At 69.2% G+C, this 18,493-nt stretch carries 15 protein-coding genes and 2 pseudogenes; 2 read left to right on the top strand and 15 right to left on the bottom strand.

Annotation, left to right across the window (positions count from 1 at the left end):
• Positions 1 to 122: 122 nt before the first annotated feature.
• The 4 genes from N5875_RS32735 to N5875_RS32720 form a co-directional block, all read right to left on the bottom strand.
• A complete protein-coding gene (locus tag N5875_RS32735) occupies positions 123 to 890 on the bottom strand; it encodes an SDR family oxidoreductase (protein WP_318206645.1) in 768 nt (255 codons plus the stop codon).
• A 29-nt stretch (positions 891 to 919) separates the two neighbouring features.
• Positions 920 to 1,681 carry a 3-oxoacyl-ACP reductase FabG gene (fabG, locus tag N5875_RS32730; protein ID WP_030316526.1) on the bottom strand — a complete coding sequence of 254 codons (762 nt, stop codon included), beginning with the start codon at positions 1,679 to 1,681 and terminating at the stop codon, positions 920 to 922.
• 330 nt (positions 1,682 to 2,011) lie between these two features.
• Complete coding sequence (locus N5875_RS32725) at positions 2,012 to 2,395, bottom strand: DUF3037 domain-containing protein (RefSeq protein ID WP_318206646.1); 384 nt, start codon at positions 2,393 to 2,395, stop codon at positions 2,012 to 2,014.
• A complete protein-coding gene (locus N5875_RS32720) occupies positions 2,392 to 3,237 on the bottom strand; it encodes a HipA family kinase (RefSeq protein ID WP_338497821.1) in 846 nt (281 codons plus the stop codon). The genes N5875_RS32725 and N5875_RS32720 overlap by 4 nt, the downstream gene beginning before the upstream one ends.
• Positions 3,238 to 3,856: 619 nt before the next feature.
• Between N5875_RS32720 and N5875_RS32715 the strand changes: the two are divergent.
• A pseudogene (locus N5875_RS32715) lies at positions 3,857 to 4,621 on the top strand (collagenase); the annotation flags it as partial.
• Positions 4,622 to 5,098: 477 nt separating this feature from the next.
• Here N5875_RS32715 and N5875_RS32710 read toward each other — a convergent pair.
• From N5875_RS32710 to N5875_RS32700, 3 genes are all read right to left on the bottom strand, one after another.
• Positions 5,099 to 5,563 (bottom strand): DUF4279 domain-containing protein, encoded by a 465-nt coding sequence (locus N5875_RS32710; RefSeq protein ID WP_318206648.1) that lies wholly within the window; start codon positions 5,561 to 5,563, stop codon positions 5,099 to 5,101.
• Positions 5,564 to 6,100: 537 nt separating this feature from the next.
• Entirely contained in the window at positions 6,101 to 6,565 is a 465-nt protein-coding gene (locus N5875_RS32705) for a hypothetical protein (RefSeq protein WP_338497819.1), read from the bottom strand.
• Between the two features lie 170 nt (positions 6,566 to 6,735).
• Positions 6,736 to 7,176, bottom strand: coding sequence for a nuclear transport factor 2 family protein (locus tag N5875_RS32700; protein WP_318206650.1), 441 nt, complete (start codon positions 7,174 to 7,176; stop codon positions 6,736 to 6,738).
• Between the two features lie 265 nt (positions 7,177 to 7,441).
• Between N5875_RS32700 and sigJ the strand changes: the two genes are divergently transcribed.
• Positions 7,442 to 8,377 (top strand): RNA polymerase sigma factor SigJ, encoded by a 936-nt coding sequence (gene sigJ, locus N5875_RS32695; RefSeq protein WP_318206651.1) that lies wholly within the window; start codon positions 7,442 to 7,444, stop codon positions 8,375 to 8,377.
• 700 nt (positions 8,378 to 9,077) lie between these two features.
• Here sigJ and N5875_RS32690 read toward each other — a convergent pair.
• The 8 genes and pseudogenes from N5875_RS32690 to N5875_RS32655 all read right to left on the bottom strand — a co-directional run bounded on the left by N5875_RS32690 (position 9,078) and on the right by N5875_RS32655 (position 18,322).
• The gene (locus N5875_RS32690) at positions 9,078 to 10,238 is read right to left on the bottom strand and encodes a GTP-binding protein (RefSeq protein WP_338497815.1); all 1,161 of its coding nucleotides are present in this window, start codon (positions 10,236 to 10,238) and stop codon (positions 9,078 to 9,080) included.
• A 6-nt stretch (positions 10,239 to 10,244) separates the two neighbouring features.
• Entirely contained in the window at positions 10,245 to 10,415 is a 171-nt protein-coding gene (rpmF, locus tag N5875_RS32685; RefSeq protein ID WP_338497814.1) for a 50S ribosomal protein L32, read from the bottom strand.
• 545 nt (positions 10,416 to 10,960) lie between these two features.
• Positions 10,961 to 12,442 (bottom strand): SulP family inorganic anion transporter, encoded by a 1,482-nt coding sequence (locus N5875_RS32680; RefSeq protein WP_338497812.1) that lies wholly within the window; start codon positions 12,440 to 12,442, stop codon positions 10,961 to 10,963.
• Positions 12,443 to 12,453: 11 nt separating this feature from the next.
• The gene (locus tag N5875_RS32675; protein WP_318206654.1) at positions 12,454 to 13,035 is read right to left on the bottom strand and encodes a carbonic anhydrase; all 582 of its coding nucleotides are present in this window, start codon (positions 13,033 to 13,035) and stop codon (positions 12,454 to 12,456) included.
• A 914-nt stretch (positions 13,036 to 13,949) separates the two neighbouring features.
• Positions 13,950 to 14,108 (bottom strand): annotated as a pseudogene (locus tag N5875_RS32670) (ISKra4 family transposase); the annotation flags it as partial.
• Positions 14,109 to 14,227: 119 nt separating this feature from the next.
• The gene (locus N5875_RS32665) at positions 14,228 to 14,881 is read right to left on the bottom strand and encodes a GNAT family protein (protein ID WP_318206655.1); all 654 of its coding nucleotides are present in this window, start codon (positions 14,879 to 14,881) and stop codon (positions 14,228 to 14,230) included.
• The gene (locus tag N5875_RS32660; RefSeq protein ID WP_338497810.1) at positions 14,878 to 16,002 is read right to left on the bottom strand and encodes a ThiF family adenylyltransferase; all 1,125 of its coding nucleotides are present in this window, start codon (positions 16,000 to 16,002) and stop codon (positions 14,878 to 14,880) included. The genes N5875_RS32665 and N5875_RS32660 overlap by 4 nt, the downstream gene beginning before the upstream one ends.
• Before the next feature lie 307 nt (positions 16,003 to 16,309).
• A complete protein-coding gene (locus N5875_RS32655) occupies positions 16,310 to 18,322 on the bottom strand; it encodes an NB-ARC domain-containing protein (protein WP_338497808.1) in 2,013 nt (670 codons plus the stop codon).
• Positions 18,323 to 18,493: the final 171 nt, after the last annotated feature.

The raw sequence follows: 18,493 nt of genomic DNA, 5'->3' as shown, positions 1-18,493 counted from the left end.
TCGGCCGACGATACCGCAGCACCCCGCCAGGTCAATCTTCGAGCCTGACGGGGCACTTGAGGCATTCGACATACAACCGGGGTCAATCCGGACATGAAATCCGGGAAATGTCCGGTTATCGGTCACCCGACTCCGGCGTTCAGGAAAATCCCGCCGTCGACGACGAGGGTCTGACCAGTGATCCACTCCGACTGGGGCGAGGTGAGGAAGGCGGCCGCGCCGCCGATGTCCTCGGGCTCGCCGAGCCGGCCGAGCGGGTAGGCGGCGGCGGCCTCCGCCTCCCGTCCCTCGTACAGCGCCTGCGCGAATTTCGTCTTCACGACCGCCGGGGCAATCGCGTTGACCCGCACGAGCGGGGCGAATTCATGGGCCAGCTGAATGGTCAGATTGATCATCGCGGCCTTGCTGATTCCGTACGCGCCGATGAAAGGCGAGGCGGAGACGCCGGCGACCGAGGCGATGTTCACGATCGCCCCGCCGTGCTCCTTCTGCCAGGCGTGCCAGGTCCGCTGGGCGAAGCCGAGCGCGGAGACCACATTGGTCTCGAAGACCTTGCGGGCCACCCCGAGGTCCAGATCGGCGATGGGGCCGAAGACCGGGTTCGTACCGGCGTTGTTGATCAGGAAGTCCACCCGGCCGAAGCCGTCCATCGCCGCCTCCACGGCCGCGGCCTGGTGGGCCTCGTCGTGGGCCTTGCCGGGGACGCCGATGGCCCGGTCGGCACCGAGGCGCTCGACGGCCTCCTTGAGGGCCTCCTCGCCCCGTCCGGTGATGACGACCCGGTCGCCGCGGGCGACGAGCGCCTCGGCGATGCCGTAGCCGATGCCCCGGCTCGCGCCGGTGACGAGAGCGACCTTGCCGGACAATTCCGGCCGTTCCTGTGCGGTCATGTCTGCCGTGCTCCTCTCGATGCCGGTCGTCAGTTGAGCGGGCCGCCGGCCACGTACATGACCTGGCCCGAGACGAAGCCGGCGTCGTCGCCGGCGAAGAACGCGATCGCGTTGGCGACGTCCTCGGGGCGGCCGACCCGCTGCACCGGGATCATGGACGCGGCGGCGGCCTGGAAGTCCTCGAAGCCCATGCCGACGCGCTCGGCGGTCTGCGCGGTCATCTCGGTGACGATGAAGCCCGGGGCGACGGCGTTGGCGGTGATGCCGAACTTGCCGAGCTCCTTGGCGAGGGTCTTGGTGAGGCCCTGGAGGCCGGCCTTCACGGCCGAGTAGTTGGCCTGGCCGCGGTTGCCCAGGGCCGAGGAGGAGGAGAGCGAGACGATCCGGCCGAAGCCCGCGTCCACCATGTGCTTCTGGCAGGCCTTCGCCATCAGGAAGGCGCCCTTGAGGTGCACGTTCATCACGAGGTCCCAGTCGGACTCGGACATCTTGAACAGCAGGTTGTCGCGGAGCACACCCGCGTTGTTGACGAGGATCGTCGGCGCGCCGAGCTCGGCGGCGACGCGCGCGACGGCGGCCTCCACCTGGGCGCTGTCGGAGACGTCGCAGCCGACCGCGAGGGCGGTGCCGCCCGCGGCGGTGATCTTCTCGACGGTGTCCTTGCAGGCCGCCTCGTCGAGGTCGAGTACGGCGACGGCGCGGCCCTCGGCCGCGAGGCGGAGCGCCGTGGCGGCCCCGATACCCCGTGCGGCACCCGTGACGACGGCTACGCGCTGCTCGGTGGTGGACATGCTTGGTTCTCCTCGCCCTTGGATCGTCCCTGGTCGCGGTCGAACCGGTCACCCGCTCCTGCGTCCCGCACATGAGCGACCGCTTAGTATCGTCCGCAGAACGAGACGCTAGAAGCCCTGGCACCCGGTGTCAACGGCCCACCGGGTGCACCCGGTCACTCCCCGTCGCCGCACGCGGAACGGCAGCCCGCCCGGCCGCGCGACACGGGGACGCTCAGCCGGGCGGGCGGGAGCGCTCAGCCGGGCGGGCGGGCGCGCTCAGCCGGGCGGGCGGGGGCGATGCGCCCGGCGGGGGCGGGCGCGGTCAGCCGGGCGGGCGGGGCGGGGCGCTCAGCGCACGAGGAGGTCGAGCAGCCGCTCCACCTCGGCCTCCGGGTCGGCGGTGAGGCCCGTGTGGACCGGCCCCGGCTGCACGACCGTGGAGCGCGGCGCGATCAGCCAGCGGAAGCGCCGTCCGGCGTCGTCTCCCGCGGCCTGACCGGCGGCCTCGCCCCCCAGGCAGACCCCCTCGACCGCGCGCAGGGCGGCCCGTACCCCGGTCACGTCGGCCGCAGGGTCCAGGACCGACAGCTTCGCCTCGTCCAGGTGCGTACGGGCGGCCACGTAGGACCGGGCGCGGCAGTAGACGACCACGCCCGCGTTGAAGCACTCGCCGCGCTCGACCCGCGGCACCACGCGCAGCAGCGCGTACTCGAAGACATCACGGTCGGTCACGGGGTGCTGTCCTTCTCGGTGGAGTACGTCCGGGGAGCGAGGCGCTCGGCGAGCCAGCCCGGTGGCTGCTGCGGCCGGCTCTCGGTCCGCGGTCCGAGCGTGATCCGCTCGTGGACGGTGGCGGCGCGCGGCAGCAGCGCCCCCACGTAGGCGGCGCGCACCTCGTCCGTGCTGTCGAAGCCGGGCTCGTCGACGAGCCACTCGTCGGGCACCTCGGCGGCGATCTCGTCGAGCAGTTCACGGGTGACGAGCGGAGCCAGTTCGGCGGCCGCGGCGGTGATGTCCGGCGCGTAGCGGGCGAGCACGTGGTCGGAGGCGTCGTACGGCTTGGCGGCGGAGGCCTGGGCGCCGGGCCAGTTGTGGTGCCAGATCATGGTGGCGCCGTGGTCGATGAGCCACAGGTCGCCGTGCCAGACGAGCATGTTCGGGTTCCGCCAGGACCGGTCGACGTTGTTGATCACCGCGTCGAACCAGACGACCTTGCCCGCCTCGGCCGGGTCCACCTCGTACGCCAGCGGGTCGAAGCCCAGCGAGCCGGGCAGGAAGTCCATGCCCAGGTTGAGGCCGCCGCTCGCCTTGAGCAGCTCCTGCACCTCCTGGTCGGGCTCGGAGAGTCCGATGACAGGGTCGAGCTGGATGGTGACGAGCTCGGGCACCCGCAGCCCCAGCCTGCGGGCGAGCTGCCCGCAGATGACCTCGGCGACCAGGGTCTTGCGTCCCTGGCCGGCGCCGGTGAACTTCATGACGTACGTGCCGAGGTCGTCGGCCTCGACGATCCCGGGAAGCGAGCCGCCCTCACGCAAAGGCGTGACATAGCGGGTCGCTACGACCTCTTCCAACACTTTCCCAGGCCACCCATCTCTTCAGCCTTACAATCCACGGACGACTTCTCCGGGGCAAAGAGGCAGGAATCACCGGTCAACGGCGCTGGGGAGAATCTGGGGAGTTTCGGCCGGCGAGCCGGTCTCCCCGCTCCCCAAGCAGACCGTCGATGGTGCCGCGCCCCTTGCTGCCAGCTTCCGGCATGAAGTGAGCATAGTAACCGAGGGTGATCGCGGGTGAGGAGTGCCCGCACGAGGTTCCCTGGGGCTTCGGCTGCCGGCCACTGCCGCTCCCCTCCCCCACAGCGGAACGTCGCCGGCCGTCACGCGCATTCGCTGCCCCGGAGCGACGAACGAATCGATGTGTCCCTGTCAAAAACCTTGTACAGCCATGTGACATGTGCCATTTTACAGCGCAGCCCGTCGCGGACGGGACCCCTACTCCCATCCCCAGGAGTGAATCTTGCGCGCCATGGCCGTCGCCACCGCCCTGCTCATAGCCGCCGTCGCGGCCTCTCCCGCCCAGGCATCCCAGGCCCCCCAAGCCGACCCGAAGCCGGACCACGTCTTCGCGGACCCGGGCCAGCGCCCGGCCCACGGCAACGCCAAAGGCACTCTCGGCGCGACCGCCGGCGGCGGCAAGCTGGAGTCGCGCATCCTGCCGATCGTCCACAACTGCAGCCCGTCGCTGCGGATCCGCGCCCAGGAGATGACCGCCGACCAGCTGACGGCGACCTGCGCGAGCCTGGCCAACCAGGACGCCTACTTCCACAACGTGGTCAAGGACTCCGGGCCGGTCGCAAACGACTACAACACCACCCTGGAGGTCGATGTCTTCAACTCGAGCGCCGACTACAAGGCCTACGCGGGGAGGATCTACGGCATCGACACCAACAACGGCGGCATGTACCTGGAGGGAGACCCCTCCCGTACGGGCAACCAGCCGCGGTTCATCTGCTATGAGCGCACCGACGTCAGCCCCGGCTGGCAGATCTGGAACCTCAACCACGAGTACACCCACTACCTCGACGGCCGCTTCGACCTGTACGGCGACTTCAACGCCAGCCAGACCACCCCCACCGTGTGGTGGGGCGAGGGCATAGCGGAGTACATCTCCTACTCCTACCGCGGCGTCACCTACTCCAAGGCGCTGGCCGAGGCCGGCAAGCACACGTACTCCCTGCGCACGCTGTTCGACACCACCTACGCCAACAGCGACGTCAACCGCACCTACAACTGGGGCTACCTCGCCGCCCGCTACATGGTCGAAAGACACCCGGCCGACGTCGCCACCGTGCTCGGCCACTACCGCACCGGAAACTGGACCGCCGCGCGTTCCTTCCTCACCTCGCTGGACTACGAGAGCGACTGGAACGCCTGGCTGACGGCCGTGGCGGCGGGCTCCTGACCCGTACGCCTGCTACGGCCGGACTTCCCCGCACAGGCACCGAAGGACTCCGGAATCGATGAAGATCCCGACCGATCAAGAAGATCGGTCGGGATCTCGTCACCGTTCCTGATCTTCGTGCCGGGTCTGGGACAACGTCCGCATCCACCTGACCGCACCGCTGCGTGAGTTCATCGCCGCGAACGCCGACTGACTCACGGTGTTCCAGCTACCCACTTACGCACCCGGCCTGAACCCGCCGGAAGGAGTGTGGTCTCTGGTCAAGCGAGACCTCGGCAACCTCGCCGCAGCCGACCTCAGACACCTCACCCGAGCCGTCAAGCGCAGGCTCAAGACGCTGCAGTACCGGCCGCAAGTGATCGACTGCTGCCTCCACGGCACTGGCCTTGTCCTCGACGGTTGACCGGCCGGGACCGTCGCGCGGCAGCCCGCGACCGTCGCCACAATGGTCATGGGGCGGGCCACCAGAGGCGTTCATTCCGCCGTGGAGGACACGTCGTCGAGCGTCGGCAGATACAGGTCCCACACCACGTCGATCCCAAGCAGGCCGACCTCCCTCAACAGGTCAGCGGGCAGAACGCACCCGCCCTGACCGTTCTCGCTGCCGAAGCCGAGGATCAACTCCACCTCACAAACGGCGGCCAGCCGACCCAGTGCCTCGTGGCGCCCCTCCAGCAGCCTGATCAGCGCCGCAGCGTGCTCTTCAGGCCAGCGGTCACCGCCCAGGGCGCTTCTGCGGATCCACACGCTGGACTCCCGCCGGAAGCTCTCCGGATTGCATGGGATGGCCAGACTGCCCTGCTCGAACTTGTCGTGTGGGTCGATCCCCAACGCCTCTGAGATCTCGTCCGCGCTGATCGTACGACTCGTGATCCGCAACGACCCAGCCGACCACTTCGTGTCCGGCATCGGTGGCGGCGTCGTCAGTTCATCTGGCACGCGATCACCATGACAGGCCACCCGGCACAGGACCAGCGAGTTCTCCAACGGGGCTCCGAGGGGACCTCGGATCCGACGTTTGCCCGATCAGAGCCCCTGCCCGCCCCATCCACCGACATCACAAGTCAAGTTCAGTAGCCTAACCGGGGATTCTCCGCATGATAGGTATTCCACCGCCACGTCCTGCCCGTCGGCGAAAGGCAGTCTCGCGACCTCTCCCTACTGCGGGGCGAGCCCATCCCACAGGCTCTCGCATCATCGTCGGCGCCTCGGCCGAGGTGTCCGGGCTTGAGGCGCGTTGCGAGAACTCGCGCCCGGCTGATGTTCAGCCGCTGTTGGCGATGAGCTGCTGGAGGTCGGCGAGGGTGGGCTGGGGCACTACCGCACTACCGCCGTGTGGCGGACGGCGGAGATGCGGTGACCCGGCGGTCGGCCGCACTTACCTGCTCGGGGCAGCAAGGCGGCAGGAGCGGTCCCGGGCCTCGGGTGCAATCCGCCAAGGGTGTGTCGATCTCGCTCGTCCGTGACGTCGCGCTCTCAGCGCCGAATTTCGAGCCGTACCCTCTCGTTCGGCGTCGCGATGTCCCAGAAGCGAGCGATGCCCCGCGCGTTGCGGTACACGCCCGTACCGCCGGTGACGGCCATGTCCAGGGAACCCGCGCCCCCTCTGGTCCACAACGACTGGATCGTCAGAGACCCGTGTGCGACTTCCATTGTGAGCAGGCACTGCGACGTGAGTTCGTCGCCCTTCACATGGACGACCTGGCAGGTTCCGCCCCCGCGTCCGACACTCTGCCCGTCCTTCATGGCAGTGCCGGAGTAGACGTCCATGTCGCCCAGGCTCGGCCCCGCGGGGCCGAGATCGACAGCTGTGTACTGGTCGTTCCGGACCTTGAGTTCGAGGACCTCGACTCCCCCTTTTTCCGGGAGGCCGGCCTTTGCGCTGCCAACCGCCGAGACTCCCACCGCGACTGCGGCGATCGATGCGGCGGCGTACCTCATGAGCGTCGCTCGCCTGCGCGGACGCCGTCGTTCCCCGCGGCGCGCGGCTACGGCAGTGGACGCCGAACCGGTGGTGACCATGGTGGATGCTCCTCACTGTGATGTCATCGTGTGAAGGTCTTCGTCGTCGCCCGCCGGGCTGGGCCCGGCTCGGACGATCCGGCTGAGGGTCAGGCGGGCTGGTCCTTGTCGGACGGGAGCCAGACCGTCATGGTCGCCGGGTCGATCGGGATCGAGACGTGCTCGTGGGTGATCGACCACGTTCCAGTCGTCCGCTGGAGGCCGACGCTCTCCCGTACCCAGATCGACGCCTGAAGCCCGCCCTCACGCTCTCCCGAGTCCAGGTGGAGCATGTGCGCGAACGCGGTGTCCCCGCTGGTCACGAGGGTGAGGTCGTGCGTCTCCAGGCTGATGGGGCCGACGTACCCGTCGAACCAGCGCAGGAAGTTCCGGCGGATCTCGCCGGTTCCCGTGAACCGCAGAGGGGGGACGACGTCGTAGTAGACGGCGTCGGCGGCGTAGAACGACATGAGCCGGTCGATGTCCTTCGTCTGCTGGGCGTCGGCGCGGTTCGCCAGGAACGCCCGGATCTCGGACTCGTGGGTAGTCATTGCGTACTCCTTCGGTCGTGGTGTGTGCCGGGAACGGAAGCAGGCGGCCCGCGCCAGGGCGTACTCATCGCCGCCGGCCCTGTCATGGATGACCGTGACGTTCATGGGCTCCATGCCAGTGCACCGCCATTCGCTTCCGTTCCGAGCCGCTGTCAGTAGGACGAGACGGCCCGGCGGAATGTGAGGCGGGGCGCCGGTCTCACATTTCCGAGCCCTGTCCCGTCATGAAGGTGAGGGAAGATCCGACCGAGGGAGCCGCGGGATCATGACGACCAGTTCGAGCGCGCCGCGGGACCGCGGACTCGACCCGATGCAGAGCGCGTTCACCGGTGAGCGCCGCAGGCTGACCGACCTCGCCTACCGGATGCTGGGCTCTGTGGCCGAGGCCGAGGACGTCGTCCAGGAGACGTACGCCCGCTGGTACGCGATGTCCCAGCGGCAGCAGGAGGCGGTGGCGTCCCCCGGCGGCTGGCTGACCAAGGTCGCCGGCCGTATCTGTCTCGACGTGCTCCGCTCCGCACGGGTCCGACGAGAGCGTTACGTAGGGGCATGGGTTCCCGACCCGCTGCCCGCGCGCACCGAGTGGTCCACCGGCGCGATGGACGACAGCACGGCTGATCCGGCCGATCGCATCACGCTCGACGAGTCGGTCAGTATGGCCTTCCTCGTCGTTCTGGAAACGATGACACCGGCGGAGCGTGTGGCGTTCGTCCTCCACGACGTCTTCCGTTACCCCTTCTCCGAGGTGGCCGACATCGTCGGCCGCACCCCGGCGGCCTGCCGCCAGTTGGCGTCCTCGGCCCGCCGCCGTGTCGAGGCCACGCGGGCACCCTTGTCGCCGACGGCCCAGCGGGCCCGTGTCGTCAGGGATTTCAAGCTGGCGTGGGAGGCCAAGGACATCAACGCCCTCATCGGCCTGCTCGACACCGATGCCACCGCCGTCGGGGACAGTGGCGGACTCGTCTCCGCCCGGCTCCACCCGATCGAGGGCGCCGAGCACATCGCCCGCTTCTTCGCCGACCGGACCCTTCCGGGCCGGCTCGCGATCCGCGAGTGCACGGTCAACGGTCAGCCCGGTCTGGCGGCCCACCTGGACGGCGCCGCCCTGTCCGTGTACGCGTTCGATATTGCGGACGGCAGGATCCGTCGGATCTGGGCCGTGCTCAACCCCGCAAAGCTGCGGCCCTGGAAGACGGACTGACGTCCCCCTCGCTGATGGGCCGCTCGTGCCGCCCGACCACTCCACGAGCGGAGATCCGCTTTCGCAACAGGCCCCTGCGATGACGCCCTGTACGTATCTGCCGTACGGGGGAACACAGGGGAAACACACACCGGGCACCAGCCTCTGATGTCCCCGAATCACCGCGCAGTCCGCTACGGACTCCCCCGCCTCCTGACCCATGTACGCTCACTGCGCGCGGACACGTTCCGCAGCGCCGCACCTGCGAGCTCGGGCGTCCACACGCTGACGGTGACGACGCCCTCGGCCCCCGCCGACCGCGGGTGACCGAGCCGAAGGTCATACGGTCACAAGCCCCGCCATCAGCTGAGGCCGTCGAGTGCCGCGAGGATGTCTGCCGGTGCCTCGCTCCGAAGCACGGCCTCCTGGCGCGGCGCCCGCCGTCGAGGGGTGCCCGCAGCCCTCCACGCGCCGGAGCCCGCGCCGGAGGCGGCGGTGTAGGAGACGGTGCAGGAGACGCACGGGCAGCGAAGGCGAGTGGGGCGCCGCGAGGTCTCGCGGTGCCCCACTCGGCTCGGGACCTACGGAAGGTCGTAAGGGAGCGCCGGCACGATCTCCTCGGCACGTGTCTCGCGCAGCGGCGTCCAACGAGAAAAGGGGCCGGGCCGGACGGTGCCGTGGCTGCGACCACCGTCCGGCTCGGAGTGTGCGGGGCTGGGGTTCAGGCCGCCTGCTCGTGTTCGCAGGCGTCGTCGATGCCGTACATCTCCCAGACGGGGAAGCCGTCGTCGGCGGTAACGGCCTCACCCGGCATCAGCAGGCAGGCGTCCAGGGCCGCGCGGAGGGCATCGGCGCGCAGGCCGGTGCCGATGAAGACCAGTTCCTGGCCCTGTGCGGTGTCGGGGCCGCGGGCGCCGGAGGGCTCGAAGCGGGCGACCGCTCCTGCCTGGGACCACAGGCCGGTCACCCGGGGCCGGCTGGCGAGCCAGAAGAACCCCTTGGAGCGCAGAACGCGCCCGAACGTACCGCTGTCGAGCCCCTTGGTGACGAAGGCCCACAGCCGCCCGGGATGGAAGGGCAGGTCGGAGCGGAACACGACCGACGAGATGCCGTACTCCTCGGTCTCGGGCACGTGGTCGCCATTGAGCTCCTTCACCCAGCCGGGAGCCTGCTGCGCCTTCTCCACGTCGAACAGGCCGGTGCCCAGGATGTGTTCGAGGGGAACCTGTCCGCGTACAGCAGGGACGATCCGGGCCTCCGGGTTGAGCCGGGAGAGCGTGGCGCGAAGCCGCCGGGCCCCTTCGGTGTCCACGAGGTCGAGCTTGTTGAGGACGATGACGTCCGCGAACTCGACCTGGTCCATGAGGAGGTCGCTGACGGTACGCTCGTCGTCCTCGTACGGGGCGAGGCCGCGCGCGGCGAGTTCGTCGCCGCCGTCAAGCTCGGACAGGAAGTTCGCGGCGTCCACCACGGTCACCATCGCATCCAGGCGGGCGAGGTCGCCGAGGGTGGCGCCGTCGTCGCGCGGGAACGAGAAGGTGGCGGCCACGGGCATGGGCTCGGAGATGCCGCTGGACTCGATCAGGAGGTAGTCGAACCGCCCTTCGCGGGCGAGCCGGTCGACCTCCTCCAGGAGATCGTCGCGCAGGGTGCAGCAGATGCACCCGTTGGTCATCTCGACCAGACGCTCCTCGGTGCGGGACAGCGCCGCCTCGCCACCGCGCACCAGCGCGGCGTCGATGTTGACCTCGCTCATGTCGTTCACGATGACCGCGACCCGCAGGCCCTCGCGGTTGCCGAGGACATGGTTGAGCAAGGTGGTCTTCCCCGCCCCGAGGAACCCGGACAGGACGGTCACGGGAAGTCGGTCGCTCGGTGCCATGGGGGGTCAGCCCTCGGGCTGGATCAGGCCGCGCTCGTACGCCTTCACCAGCCGCTGCGGGACCTGGTGGACGACGCCGTCGACGGTGACGGGTACCAGCTGGGGCGTGGTCGCCTTCCACTGGGCGCGGCGGTGGCGGGTGTTGCTGCGGGACAGCTTCCGCTTGGGGACGGCCATGGTGAGACTCCTCGGTCGGTTCTGACCCGGAGAGGCTATATGAAAATGGTTGCCATTATCAATTTAGCCTCACGTCACGACCTCAGGCGTCCGTGCGCGGCACTCTTCGGTCCCCCTCGCGGGCCCACAGGGTGCCGCACACGGACGGGAGCGACCCTAAATGCTCATGGCATCCATTTTCAATGACGCGGGCGCGGTTTCGCGCTCCCGGGTGCCGCCGCCCAGCCGGGCGCGTCTCGATGCCCTGAGGGGCCCGATTCCGCGCCGAAGAGTCCCGCGCCTTCCCCCCTCAGGCGGGCGGCGGTCAGAGCAGTGACGGGATGCTGCGGGGCGGCGCTGATGCCGGGGGCGTTGAGCGCCGTGCCGAGTGGGCACTGTCGACGACTTCGGGGCGCACGGCCTCGTTCAAGATGCGCCCCGTTCAAGGTGCCGGTGGAGTTGGACGGGCGGTCCGGGCAGGTGGCGGCCCGCCCGTCCGGTAGTTCTCAGGTCAGACGTTCACGCCAGCCTCTGCGGCGAGGCCGGAGACTTTGGCCTCGTGGGGTTCAGGCGTGCTCCGTGGACGTGGCCTTCACCGGCCCGGTGACCTTCACGGGTTCCGTACCGGCGGTGCTGTGCCGTTCGGCCCAGGTCTCCAGGGCGGTGCGGCAGGCGTGGTCGAGGTGGTGCAGGCCGGACAGGTCGACCACGACAGGTCGGTCCTGGGGCAACGCCTCCAGGCTGTCGAGTATCTTCGGCAGCCGCAGGAAGGTCGCGTTGCCCGAGAGGTACGCCTGGATCGGGCCCGCGCCCTTGTCTATGACCTCCAGCTTGATGTGGGACGTCTCCCAGGCGGTCTTGATCACGGACAGGGCAAGTCCGATCAGCACGCCTTCGAACATGTTCACCGTGACGATCGCCACGGCTGTGACCACGAGGATCATTGCCTCGCCCCGGTGCGCCCGCCACAGCGAGATGACCCCACGGAAGGGGATCAGCTTCCAGCCCGCGTGGACCAGGATGCCGGCGAGTGCGGGCAGCGGGATCAATGCCAGGGCCCAGGGCAGCATCGCCGCGAACAACAGCAGCCACACGCCGTGCAGGACCCGGGACGCCTTGGTCTTGGCACCCGCCGCTACATTGGCGGAGCTGCGCACGATGACGGCGGTCATCGGCAGGGCGCCGAGCATGCCGCAGATCGCGTTGCCCGCGCCCTGCGCCATGAGCTCCTTGTCGTACTGGGTGCGCGGTCCGTCGTGCAGCCGGTCTACCGCGGCCGCGCTGAACAGGCTCTCGGCGGAGGCGATCAGGGTGAAGGCGAGGATGGTGCCGATGACAGCCGGGGCGGCGAGCTCACCCAAGGCGTCGGGCCCGGGCAGCTGGATGGAGTCGATCAGGCCGTTCACCTCGACGGTGGCCACAGGCAGGCTGAACGCCAGGGTGGCCGTTGTCGCCAGGATCACCGCGGCGAGCGCGCCCGGCACGGTCTGGGCCTTCTTCGGCAGCTTCTTCCATCCCACCATCACGGCAATGGTGCCCGCGCCGATCGCCAACGAGGCCAGCGCCTCGGTGCTGCCGAGCGCGGTGGCGGCGGCCCCGGGCAGCCCCAGGATCTTGTCGATGCCGGAGGAGGGGGCCTTCAGGCCGGCCGCCGCGTAGAGCTGACCGGCGATGATCACCAGCCCGATACCGGCCAGCATGCCCTCGACGACCGAGACGGAGATCGCCCGGAACCAGCGCCCCGTCTTCAGGACGCCCATGACGAGCTGGAGCACCCCGGCGGCCAGCACGATCACACCGAGCAGGGGAAGCCCGAACTCGCTGACGGCCTCGAAGACCAGTACGGTCAGGCCCGCGGCGGGCCCGGACACCTGCAGGCTGCTGCCCCGCATGAGACCGGTGACGATGCCGCCCACGATGCCGGTGACGAGTCCGAGCTCGGCCGGGACACCGGAGGCGACGGCGACCCCCACACACAGGGGGAGCGCGACGAGGAAGACGACGAGAGAGGCGGCGAAGTCCTGCCGCAGGTAAGGGAACCTGGTCATGTCGGCCTCCCTCACAGAGCTTCGAACGCGTCGCTGTCCGGGCGGTGTTCGCGCACGGACCCGGTGTGGACCTCGTAGTACCAGCCATGCAGGCTCAGCCGACCTGACGTCAGGCGCTTGTCGACGCAGGGGTAGGAGCGCAACCGCAGCAGCTGGGTCAGGACGTGGTGTTGTACGGCATCGGCGACCGTCGGGTCGTCGGGGTCCGAGCACGTGGGCTCCTCCGCGGCGTGCGCGAGCCAGTCGCGTACGGCGGGGACGGCGTTCAGGTCGTCGCCGCGCACCACCGCGCCCACGGCGCCGCAGTGCGAGTGGCCGCAGACCACGATGTGCTGGACGCCGAGGACCTCCACGGCGTACTCGATGGTGGCGGTCTCGCCGGTGGGGGTGCCGGAGCCGTACGGCGGGACGATGTTGCCCGCGGTGCGCAGCTCGAAGAGCTGGCCGGGCCGGGCTCCGGTGATCAGGGCGGGTACGACCCGGGAGTCGGCGCAGGTGATGAACAGGACCTCGGGTGACTGGCCTTCGGCCAGTCGGGCGAACTCCTCAGGGCGCTGTCCGAACGTACGGGCGTTGTCGATGAGGGGTTGCATGGCGTGGTGGCTCCTCCTGGCGCGTCGTGGGGACGCGTCCGGTATGCAGGGCAGGTGCGTGGAAGTGGGGGGCTGCTCTGCCGATCAGCAGCGGAACACCTGGAGTGCGGTGAGAGAGTGCGCTATCGACGACCCCGCCGTAGAGGAGTCTGCAGAACCGGTCGTAGCCGGTCGGAGCGTGGTCGAGGCGCGGTCGGCTGGCAACGGGTGTTCGGACACCCCTGGGTTGCCGGAGGTGCGTTGCCGGTCGCGGGTGCGCACGGGACCGGTCGAGTCGCCCGGCGGCTCGGTGTCGTGACAGGTGATGACCGTGTCGCGCGAGGCCACCCCGGAGGGCCTTGATCCGGATTGAGTCTTGGCCACGACATGACCGGTCGTGTGCGCAGACGCGAAGGAGGCGGCAGGGGCAAGGAGCTGAAGGATGATCAGGAGGGCAGCGAGGATCGAGAACGCGGGCAGCGCCGCCGGACCTCGGTTCATGCGCCTCCCTCCAGGCGGTTCTCAATGTCTAGGGAACACCAAGGGTTGGTCAACGACCAGTCAAGTGCGACGATAACTCGGCAAAGCCGTTTGCAAAGTTAACCGAACGTTACGAGTGGAAGTGAGCCCGAAAACCATCGGCTCGTTGACGCGGACCGTCTCTTGAACGACGGATGCCAACCGTGTATGGAGCGTGCGGTTCATCGCCTCAGCGCCCCGAGCGTCTGAGCCGATGCGTCTACCCGAGTGACCCTTCAGCCATGTGGTTCCGCAGGCGGTCGGCGGTGAGAGCCGCACCAGGACGCTGCGTGGCCGCACGGACGTCGGAGCGTCGAGCGCCTCGCGGATCACGCGCAGCTGCGGCACGCCGCGCCTCCCTGCTCAGCGTCCACTCATGGAGCAGTCGCGCGGCGATCGGGCCGGCGCCGTGTCTCATGCACGAAGTCGATCAAGATGCGGACTGTGACATCGCGGCGTGTCGCTCCGGCTTCGATGAGGTCGAGCTGGTGGCGGGCGCCGTCGACGAGGAAGAGCCAGGGCCGGTGACGACCGGGGTCGCGGTTGCCTGCCTGGGTGAACGCCTCGGCGATCACGTCGTCCGGATCGTGGACCTGATCCACGTACCACCGAAAGTCCGGCTGGTGAGGGCCGCTCCCCCGGCACATGGGGAAGCGGCCCTCACCGCGTGGCCGAAGCCCGCCACCGGAAGGATTCATCGGCCGGACGTCACGTACACGGACTGTGGCGGTGCGCCCGAAGCGCCGGCAGGGGAAGGGAAAGCAGCACCCCGGAGGATGGCCTGTTCGGCGGGGGTGGCCCGGCGGATCCATGCGGGCGCGAGCGCCGCGTAGGTGGTGACGTCGTGCCACCGGCCCTGAGTGTGGAACAGCTCCCGCAGCGTGGCCTCGGGCTGCAGCCCGGCCGCGAGCATCACCTCGCGCATCCGGGTGTGATCCGCGCGGTGCCCGGCCCAGATGCGGTGCAGCCCCAAGTGTCCGAACCCATAGGCCATCAGGAGGCGCCCCGCTTCGTGCCCGTGGCCCCGCACAGGTGCGTCGGGGAGCAGGACCAGGCTGGTGAGCATGGCGTTGCGCCCGTAATCCTCGACGAGCAGGCCCATGGTGCCGACCATGACGTCCTGGCCGGGTGGACAGACGGCCAGGGTGTGCTTGCGCCGCGGATGTGTGTAGGGCTGGGCGAGGTGCTGGGCGAACGCGTCCTGGGCCTGACGGGCATCCATCCGGTCGACACCGAGGTAGCGGGTGAGCACAGGGTGGGTGTGGATGCGTTCGAAGGGAGCCAGGTCGGTGGCCCGCAGCTCGCGCAACCACAGGTGCTCACCGTGGAGTTCGGGCAGGTGGTTCATCGGGCTGCTCCCACGGGGACACGTTCGGCCTCGACGGCGCCGATGATCTCTTCGAGGTCCGTGTAGTAGCGGCCCGAGGCCACGGGCGCGCCGAGCAGGATGCGGCGCGCGGTGTCGGTGACCAGGGCGCCGCCCAGCATCACCCCGCTGGCCAGCTGCGGCCAGCTGGACAGGGAGTGCCCGATCCGGCCGAGAGCATCTTTCATGGCGGGACTGAGCCGGCTCTCGTCGCAGATGCGGAGCAGGTAGGCCAAGGCGTCCGCCGGTGCGAGGCGCCGTACATCCTCGGCACTCAGGTCGCCGCCGCGGCCGTGGAACAGAGGCCGGTCCGGCTCCAGGTCGAAGCGCTCGACGTCCAGCAGTCCCCGGTCGTTGGTGTCCATCAGGACCGGGACACCGTGCCGTCGTGCGTGCTCGCGGGTAGCGGTCTTCACCCAGGGGGTGTCACATTCCTCGATCACGAGGTCGAGCGGACGGTCCGCAGCGCCGAAGAAGGCGTCGATGGTGTCCTCGGTGAGCCCCTCCTGCCACAGCTCGATGTCGAGGTAGGGGTCGATCTCGTACATGTGCCGTGCGCACAGCACTGTCTTGGGCAGGCCCAAGTCGTGTACGCCGGCCCGCAACCGGTTGAGGTTGCTGAGTCCGAGAGTGTCGAAGTCGGCCAGGCGAAACGATCCTGCGACACCCTCCATGGCGCAGGTGAGCGCCGCAGTGCTGCCCACCGACAGGCCGATCACCCCGATCCGCCGCGCGAGCAGACGCCGCTGCTCAGCAGCGGTGATCTTGTCCCGGTTGCGGTCGGTACGAACCCGCCGGAACTCCTCACGGGGCAGCACATGTACGAGGCGCCCGGACCACGGGAACCACGCCCATGTTCCGTAACGGCTGAGCTGGGCGCCACCGGTCACCTCTGCCACGGCCCCCGCCAGTCGACGTCCCGCGAGGGCTTCGTGAGGGCGCTCGCAGCGCACCAGTTCGGCAAGCTGCTCGTCGATACGGTCATGCCGCTCGCGTACGCGGCCGGAGGCGAGCAGAGCGTCGAGGACGGCCCGGTCGTCCTCCTCGGCGGGTCGTAGCAGGGTGGGCCGGACGGAGACCTCCCGCCCCAGGAGCATCGGCATGGAGTCGTGCGGGTTACCCGGACTTTCGGGAAACGAATTGATCACGAGGCCGGAAGCTACCAGCGCGCGATCTTGGAATCCCTCGGCGCGAGGGGGGGTACGTGGTCGAATTCGTGCGCGGGTCTTCACCACCTCACGCCCCCACGCGCCAACATGCCCCCGAAGACGACTTCGGCCGGGTGGCACAACGCATTTCACCACCCGGCACCAGCGGCGTCGAAAATCACACCGGGCGCAGCAAATGGGTGACCGCCGAGGAAAGTCATCTCTTACGATCGCGCCCCGCCCGCGCCCTACGCGCCGTGCCCTACAGGGGCGGCTCACCGCCGGCCGCCCAGGCGAGCATCTCGCCGGGGTCGGCATGGGCGGCCTCGCTGCGGTACGACTCGTAGGTACCCGAACCCACCAGCCTGCGCGCAATGTCCTCGCCCGCCTCGCGCAGCGGCGCCACGTCCGGAGCTCCACGCTGCGGATGCCCCACCGCATCCCACAACCGCTGGCCCGCGCCGGATGCCAGCGCCGCGGAATGACCGTTCCCGTTGGCGGAGAAGGCCGCAGCCAGCATGTCGAGCCCCAGCGCGATGCCGAAGGTGTCGCCGATCTGCTGCTTCGCGTGCAGCATCGAACGGGCGTAATCCAGGGACAGTTCACTGTCCCCCGCACGCAGCGCAATCACACACATCTGGTAATCGGCATACGAGCGGATCCAGTGCTCACCCATCGCGACACACTCCGCGCGCAGCACCATGGCCGACTCCCGACTCTCCTCCAACTCCCCGAGCCCGGTGAGGGCGAACAGACGCAGCATCCGGCACATCATCACGGCCTGGCGAGCGGGCTCGTCGCCCGTGCCCGTGCTGTGTGCGTCCGCGTTCCACAGGGCGTGCTCCAAAAGCTCCAGGCCCGGCCCGGGATTGCCCTGCAGAAGGTCGCTCATGGCCTGCAGATAGGCGGCCCGCAGCAGCGCCGTCGCGTCCCCAGTGACACGGGCGCTCTCCAGGCACTGACGCGCCAGGTGCGTCCCCGTAGCGTGATTTCCCTGCAGGAGATAAGTCAATCCGAGCGCCCACACGGCTCGCTGCCGCACCGGCCCCTGGCTGTCGCAGGCCTTCAGCGTGCGCGAAAGATAGAGCTGCGCGGTGTGCGCATGTCCGCAGCAAGTCCAGTAGAAGCCCGTCAACGTGGCCAGCTCGAGCGCCGCATCGACGTCATGGGCGATCAAGTGGTCCAGGGCCGCACACAGATCGGGATGCGCCTCCTTGATGGTGCGATACCAGCCGGTCTGCTCAGCGCTCGTCCACGTGGCGTCCGCCTGCTGCGCCTGCGCCAGGAAGTACGACGCGTGCCTGCTCGCCATCGCGTCCAGCTCACCGAGCTCGGCGAGCCACAGGCGCCCGTATTCACGCACCGTGTCGAGCAACAGACAGCGCCCGCGGCGGCGAGTCACGACGGACTTGTCCACCAGCCCGGCCAGAGCGTGGCCCACGTCGAAGGCGGAGAGCGGCCCACCGGCACACAAGGCCACCGCCACGGTCTCGTCGAAATGCCCGTGGACAATGGACAACCGGGCCCACAACAGGCGCTCCGCAGGCGTGCACAGTTCATGGCTCCAGCCCAGGGCGGTCCGCAGCACGTCGTGCCGGCGGGGCGCCAGCGGACGCTCCTCATCCTCCCCCCGGCTCAACTCGTGCCGCGGGCGCCGCAGAAGATCCTCGATGCTGCAGTGCCGCAGCGCCCCCGCAGCCAACTCCAGCGCCAACGGAAGCCCGTCGAGGTAGGCACACAGCTCGGTGACCTGGTTCAGATCCCCGGGCTCAGGCACGTGCCCCGATTCCGTGGCACGCTGCAGAAACAACTCGGCGGCATCCGTGGCACACGGCAGCGGCTGGACAACAGCGACGAACTCCCCGTCCAGATAGAGAAGTTCGCGACTGGTGGCCACGATCCTCAGATGCGGACACTTCTCGAGCAGCACCTGCACCAGGCTCCGGCACGCGGTCAGCACATGCTCACAGGAATCAAGCACCAGCAGCAGCTCGCGATCGCCGATCCACTCGCAGATCACATCCACCGGCATCCTCGGCGTGTGATCGGACAGACCGCACGCATCAGCCACGAGCGCCGCGAGCAACCCCTCATCGCGCAACTGCCACAGATCCGCCCAGCAGGAATCCTCCGCAGCGGCCACCAGGCCGAGGTCCACCACCTGCCGCGCAAGCCGCGTCTTGCCAACGCCCCCGACACCGGTCAAGGTCACCAGCCGGTGGACCTTCAACGCGCCCTGCAGCTCGGCCAGTTCCCGCTCGCGTCCTACGAACACGGATCCATCCTCCCCATACCTTTGAACAGGCTTCCGGCCCGGCGCAACGGCCTCCTTCATGCCGACGGGCTGCACAGGGACACGTACCGTGTGCCGTGCAGCAAGGCTCCGGAGCCTGGGCCGCGCCGAGAACGAAAGCGTGCACGCATCCTGGCAGCCTCGGCCTGATCA

It is taken from the genome of Streptomyces sp. SJL17-4 (assembly GCF_036826855.1).
Taxonomy (GTDB): domain Bacteria; phylum Actinomycetota; class Actinomycetes; order Streptomycetales; family Streptomycetaceae; genus Streptomyces.
Note: the sequence above shows the minus strand (reverse complement) of the source record. Positions and strands in the feature narration are given on the sequence as shown.